The 5,072-nt window shown below is 62.7% G+C and carries 7 protein-coding genes; 6 read left to right on the top strand and 1 reads right to left on the bottom strand.

Annotated elements, in window-relative coordinates; genetic code table 11:
- Positions 1 to 86: 86 nt before the first annotated feature.
- Complete coding sequence (locus tag ACW9IB_RS29220) at positions 87 to 1,250, bottom strand: CaiB/BaiF CoA transferase family protein (protein WP_457416769.1); 1,164 nt, start codon at positions 1,248 to 1,250, stop codon at positions 87 to 89.
- A gap of 157 nt (positions 1,251 to 1,407) precedes the next feature.
- Here ACW9IB_RS29220 and tusD point away from each other — a divergent pair, with 157 nt between their 5' ends.
- The 6 genes from tusD to ACW9IB_RS29250 all read left to right on the top strand — a co-directional run bounded on the left by tusD (position 1,408) and on the right by ACW9IB_RS29250 (position 4,844).
- Positions 1,408 to 1,800: a sulfurtransferase complex subunit TusD gene (gene tusD, locus ACW9IB_RS29225; RefSeq protein WP_457416771.1), complete on the top strand. Its 393-nt coding sequence runs from the start codon at positions 1,408 to 1,410 to the stop codon at positions 1,798 to 1,800.
- Between the two features lies 1 nt (position 1,801).
- Positions 1,802 to 2,152 carry a sulfurtransferase complex subunit TusC gene (tusC, locus tag ACW9IB_RS29230; protein WP_457416773.1) on the top strand — a complete coding sequence of 117 codons (351 nt, stop codon included), beginning with the start codon at positions 1,802 to 1,804 and terminating at the stop codon, positions 2,150 to 2,152.
- Positions 2,152 to 2,430, top strand: coding sequence for a sulfurtransferase complex subunit TusB (tusB, locus tag ACW9IB_RS29235; protein ID WP_457416775.1), 279 nt, complete (start codon positions 2,152 to 2,154; stop codon positions 2,428 to 2,430). Before tusC ends, tusB begins: the two co-directional genes overlap by 1 nt.
- Positions 2,427 to 2,762, top strand: coding sequence for a TusE/DsrC/DsvC family sulfur relay protein (locus ACW9IB_RS29240; protein ID WP_457364115.1), 336 nt, complete (start codon positions 2,427 to 2,429; stop codon positions 2,760 to 2,762). Before tusB ends, ACW9IB_RS29240 begins: the two co-directional genes overlap by 4 nt.
- Before the next feature lie 14 nt (positions 2,763 to 2,776).
- Positions 2,777 to 3,760 (top strand): glycosyl transferase family protein, encoded by a 984-nt coding sequence (locus tag ACW9IB_RS29245; RefSeq protein ID WP_457416779.1) that lies wholly within the window; start codon positions 2,777 to 2,779, stop codon positions 3,758 to 3,760.
- 88 nt (positions 3,761 to 3,848) lie between these two features.
- On the top strand, positions 3,849 to 4,844 hold the full coding sequence (locus ACW9IB_RS29250) for a glutathione S-transferase family protein (protein WP_457416777.1): 996 nt from the start codon (positions 3,849 to 3,851) through the stop codon (positions 4,842 to 4,844).
- Positions 4,845 to 5,072: the final 228 nt, after the last annotated feature.

Raw genomic sequence — 5,072 nt, forward strand, 5'->3', positions numbered from 1 at the left:
TCGCAGGCAAGCCAGCTCCCACATTTTGACCGCGCCGCGTAGTCAATGTGGGAGCTGGCTTGCCTGCGAAAGCGCCAGTCCAGACACTACCCAACCACTCCGGCACTGCGCAGTTCAGCTATCCGCTGAGCGCTGACCCCCCACTCCGTCAGCACTTCATCAGTGTGCGCGCCTACCGCAGCCCCGATATGCCGAGGTGCCGGCAAACCTTGTGAAAACTTCAGCGGGCAAGCCAGTTGCGCCTGGGTCGAACCGTCCCCCCGTGGCACCTGGCTCACCAACTCACGCGCCTTGAGTTGTGGATGCTCCACGGCCTCGCTCAGGCTCAATACCGGCTCCACACAGGCATCCACCCCGGCAAACAACTCACACAACTCATCAAAACTGCGCTTCTCGAATTCGACCTGCAGCGCCTGCTTGAGCTTGGGCGACAGCCCCAGCGCCGCCAACTCCGGGCGCCCCAGCGTGTCACACAATTGCTGCATGAAGCCGGGCTCCAGGCTGCCGACGGCCATCCAGCGCCCATCCCGCGTGCGGTAGTAATCGTAAAAACTGCCGCCATTCAGTACCTGTCCTTCCCGCTCCGGTTCCACTCCGCACGCCAGGTAACCTGCACCGGCCATGGCGTTCAGGCTGAACGAGCAGTCGGTCATGCTCACGTCCAGGTACTGGCCGAGCCCACTCTGCTGCCGAGCGATGACCGCCGCCAACAACCCCACCACCGCATGCAGCGAACCACCCCCCACATCCGCCACCTGCACGCCCAACGGCACCGGCCCGCTGTCCCGACGCCCGGTGTAACTGGCCACGCCGGCCAGGGCCAGGTAGTTGATGTCGTGTCCGGCACGGTCTTTGTAAGGCCCGGTCTGGCCGTAGCCGGTGATCGAGACATAAATCAGCCGGGGGTTGATCGCCTGCAAGGCCTCGTACCCCAGGCCCAGACGGTCCATCACCCCGGGCCGGAATTGTTCCAGGACAATGTCATAGTCCTTGACCAGCGCGCGCACGATCTCCAGTGCCTCGGCCTGTTTGAGGTCCAGCGCCAGGCTGCGCTTGTTGCGGTTGAGGTAGGCATGGCTCGCCGACGTCCCACGGTCGTGGGGCGGCAACACCCGCAGCAGGTCGCTGCGCGTGGGTGATTCGATGCGCAGCACCTCGGCGCCCATGTCCGCCAGCAGCAAGGAGGCGAACGGGCCGGGCAGCAAGGTGGAAAAATCCAGCACTTTGAGGGACGCCAAGGGACCAGGCATGGGCACTCCATTTCCGTTTCGGATGCCCACAGACTAGGCAGCCTTGCATCCGCCGACAATCGCCGGAACGGTCAGCGTGAGTGACCGTTTTGATCACGGCGGGCTTTTTCAGGGCGACGGCTTTATCATTGGCCCACGTTTGCCTGCAGAGTGTTCCATGAAGTTTGCGATTGCCCTGTTTTCCGCCGCCCATGCGCCCTCCTCGCGCCGTGCCCTGCTGTTTGCCCAGGCTGTACTGGCGGGTGGGCACGAGATTGTGCGGCTGTTTTTCTATCAGGACGGCGTGTACAGCGCCTCCAGCAACATCGTCGCCCCCCAGGATGAGCCGGACATCGCCCGCCAATGGCGCGAGTTCGTCAGCCAGCACCAGCTCGACGGCGTGGTCTGCATCGCCGCCGCCCTGCGCCGTGGCGTGCTCGACAGCGAAGAAGCCACGCGTTATCAACGCAGCGCCGTGAACCTCAATGCACCCTGGGCGCTGTCGGGCCTGGGCCAATTGCATGACGCCATCCAGGCCGCCGACCGCCTGATCTGCTTTGGAGGGCCGTGACATGTCCAAATCCTTATTGGTGATCAGCCGCCAGGCACCGTGGTCCGGGCCAAGCGCGCGGGAGGCCCTGGATATCGTGCTGGCCGGCGGCGCCTTCGATCTGCCCATCGGCCTGCTGTTCATGGACGATGGCGTGTTCCAGCTGGCGCCGAACCAGAACGCCAAAGCCGTGCAGCAAAAGGACCTCGGCGCCAACCTGCAAGCGCTGGGTCTGTTCGGCATCGACGAGGTGTTCACCTGCCAGCACAGTCTGGCCGAACGCGGGCTTGCGGCCCCAGACAGCGCCCAGCCGCTGGACGATGCCGGCATCGCCAGCCTGATAGACCGTTACGACCAGGTGGTGACCCTCTGATGTCGACGTTACATGTGATTTCCCACTCGCCCTTTACCGACAGCCGGCTGGTCAGTTGCCTGCGCGTGTGCGGCACTCAAGATGCCATCCTGCTGTGCGGCGACGGTGCCTACGGCCTGCACAATCCTGCGCTGCAAACCAAAGGCGTGAAGGTCTTCGTACTGGCTGAAGACCTGCAGGCGCGCAACCTGCCGCTCCCGGACTGGGCCGATAGCGTGGATTACCCAGGCTTCGTGCAACTGTCGATCGATTACGACAAGGTCAACAGTTGGCTATGAACACCCTGACCGTAGGCGCACGCACCCTGGAACTGGACAAGGACGGCTACCTCGTCGACCTGAATGACTGGTCCGCCGAAGTCGCCGAGGCCCTGGCCGCCGCCGAGCCCCTGGAGCTGGGCCCGGCTCACTGGGAAATCCTCGAACTGCTGCGCCAGTTCTATGCCGAATTCCAGCTGTCCCCGGCCACGCGGCCCTTGATCAAGTACACCGCGCTGAAGCTGGGCCCGGAAAAGGGCAACAGCCTGCACCTCAACAAACTGTTCAACGGCACTCCCGCCAAACTCGCCGCCAAGCTGGCGGGCCTGCCCAGGCCGACGAATTGCTTATGACCGACTTTGCCCCACTGACTCTGGAAACTCCTGCCGAGCACCCGTTTGCGCAGTTCGTGCGCATCCTGGGCAAAGGCAAGCGCGGCGCGCGCAACCTCACCCGCGAGGAAGCCCGTGAGGCCATGGGTATGCTGCTCGACGAAAAAGTCGAAGACACCCAGCTCGGCGCCTTCCTGATGCTGCTGCGTCACAAGGAAGAAAGCCCGGAGGAACTTGCCGGGTTCACCGAAGCCGTGCGCGAACGCCTGGATGCCCCGGCCTTGAACGTCGCTATCGACTGGCCCACCTACGCCGGCAAGAAGCGCCACCTGCCGTGGTACCTGCTGGCAGCCAAGTGCCTGGCGCAAAACGGTGTGCGCATCCTCATGCACGGCGGCGGTGCGCATACGGCGGGCCGCTTGTACACCGAGCAATTGCTGGAAGGCTTGCAGATTCCGCTGTGCCGCAACTGGCAGCAGGTCGAGGCCGCCTATGAGCGTGGCAACCTGGCGTTTATCCCGCTGGGGGATTGGGCGCCGCAGTTGCAGCGCATGATCGATTTGCGCAACACCCTGGGCCTGCGTTCGCCCATCCACTCCCTGGCGCGTCTGCTCAATCCGCTGAACGCGCGCCTGGGCCTGCAAAGCATTTTCCACCCCGGTTATCAGGGCGTGCACCGTGATGCCAGCGGCTTGCTGGGGGACAACGTGATCGTAGTGAAGGGCGATGGCGGCGAGATCGAAATCAACCCCGACTCCGCCAGCCATTTGTACGGCACCACCGGCGGCGAAAGCTGGGACGAAGAATGGCCCGCCCTCTCCGCCCAGCGACACGTCAAACCGGCCAGCCTGGAGCCCGAACATCTGAAGACCGTGTGGCGCGGCGATGTCGAAGACAGCTACCCGCAACTGGCGCTGATTTCCACCATGGCCCTGGCCCTGCGCGGCCTGGGTCAATCACGGGAGCAAGCGTTCGTCCTGGCCCGGCAATATTGGGCTGCGCGGGACAAATCGATCTAATCGATAATTCACGCCCGGTCTTTGCGCTTTTAAATCGAACTCAGCCCTTTAGACTGGTCTCCAACGCTTATTAGCCAAGGGGCCAGTCATGGGTTTGCTGATCGAAGGACACTGGAAAGACCAGTGGTACGAAAGTAGCGCAGACGGCGCTTTCCAACGCGAACAGGCACAACGCCGCCACTGGGTGACCGCCGATGGCTCGCCCGGCCCGAGTGGCGAAGGCGGCTTCGAGGCGGAGCCCGGTCGCTATCACCTCTATGTGTCCCTGGCCTGCCCCTGGGCCCATCGCACTCTGATCCTGCGCAAGCTCAAGGGCCTGGAAAGCCTGATCGACGTATCGGTGGTCAGTTGGCTGATGCTGGAAAACGGCTGGACCTTCGACAAGGCCCACGGTTCGACTGGCGACAAGCTCGATGATTTCGCCTTCATGCACCAACGCTACACCGCCGATACCGCCGACTACACAGGCCGCGTCACGGTACCTGTGCTGTGGGACAAGAAGCTCAAGCGCATCGTGAGCAATGAATCGGCGGAGATCATCCGCATGTTCAACAGCGCGTTCAACGGGTTGACCGGCAATACCCTGGACTTCTACCCCGAAGCGCTGCGCGCGAGCATCGACGCGCTGAACGAGCGTATCTATCCTGCCGTGAACAATGGCGTTTACCGCGCAGGGTTCGCCACGTCGCAGCAAGCCTATGAACGTGCGTTTGAGGATGTGTTTGCCGAGCTGGACCACCTGGAGCGACACCTCGCCGATCATCGTTACCTGGCCGGTGAGTACCTGACCGAAGCCGATGTGCGCCTGTTCACCACGCTGATTCGTTTCGATGCGGTGTACTACGGCCACTTCAAATGCAATTTGCGCAGGATTGCGGACTACCCGAACCTGTCGAACTGGCTACGGGAGCTGTACCAGTGGCCGGGGGTGGCCGAGACGGTGGATTTTGCGCATATCAAGGGGCATTACTACGCAAGCCATCGCACCATCAACCCGACGGGGATTGTGCCGAAAGGACCGTTGCAGAGGTTTGATGGCGCGCATGATCGGGAAAGGTTGGTGGGCGAAGGGGTCTGGAGCTGATCCAGACTCATCGGTGAACCTGCAGGCCTCTTCATGGGCAAGCCCGTTACAGGGAATATGCGCTGTTATTGTAGTGAGCGGGCTTGTCCCGCGCTGGGTGGCGCAGCCGCCCTAATGAAAACACCGCATTCTGCCAGGCAGAATACGGTGTCTACTTTGGGGGGTGCTTCGCACCCCAGCGCGGGTGTAGAACCGGACACATCGTTTACATCTGAAACCGGAGACATC

Source organism: Pseudomonas sp. SDO524_S393 (assembly GCF_054071875.1).

Bases quoted from the DNA above. Each gene is read 5' to 3' on its own strand.
- ACW9IB_RS29220 (WP_457416769.1), bottom strand. From the start codon at position 1,250: ATGCCTGGTCCCTTGGCGTCCCTCAAAGTGCTGGATTTTTCCACCTTG.
- tusD (WP_457416771.1), top strand. From the start codon at position 1,408: ATGAAGTTTGCGATTGCCCTGTTTTCCGCCGCCCATGCGCCCTCCTCG.
- tusC (WP_457416773.1), top strand. From the start codon at position 1,802: ATGTCCAAATCCTTATTGGTGATCAGCCGCCAGGCACCGTGGTCCGGG.
- tusB (WP_457416775.1), top strand. From the start codon at position 2,152: ATGTCGACGTTACATGTGATTTCCCACTCGCCCTTTACCGACAGCCGG.
- ACW9IB_RS29240 (WP_457364115.1), top strand. From the start codon at position 2,427: ATGAACACCCTGACCGTAGGCGCACGCACCCTGGAACTGGACAAGGAC.
- ACW9IB_RS29250 (WP_457416777.1), top strand. From the start codon at position 3,849: ATGGGTTTGCTGATCGAAGGACACTGGAAAGACCAGTGGTACGAAAGT.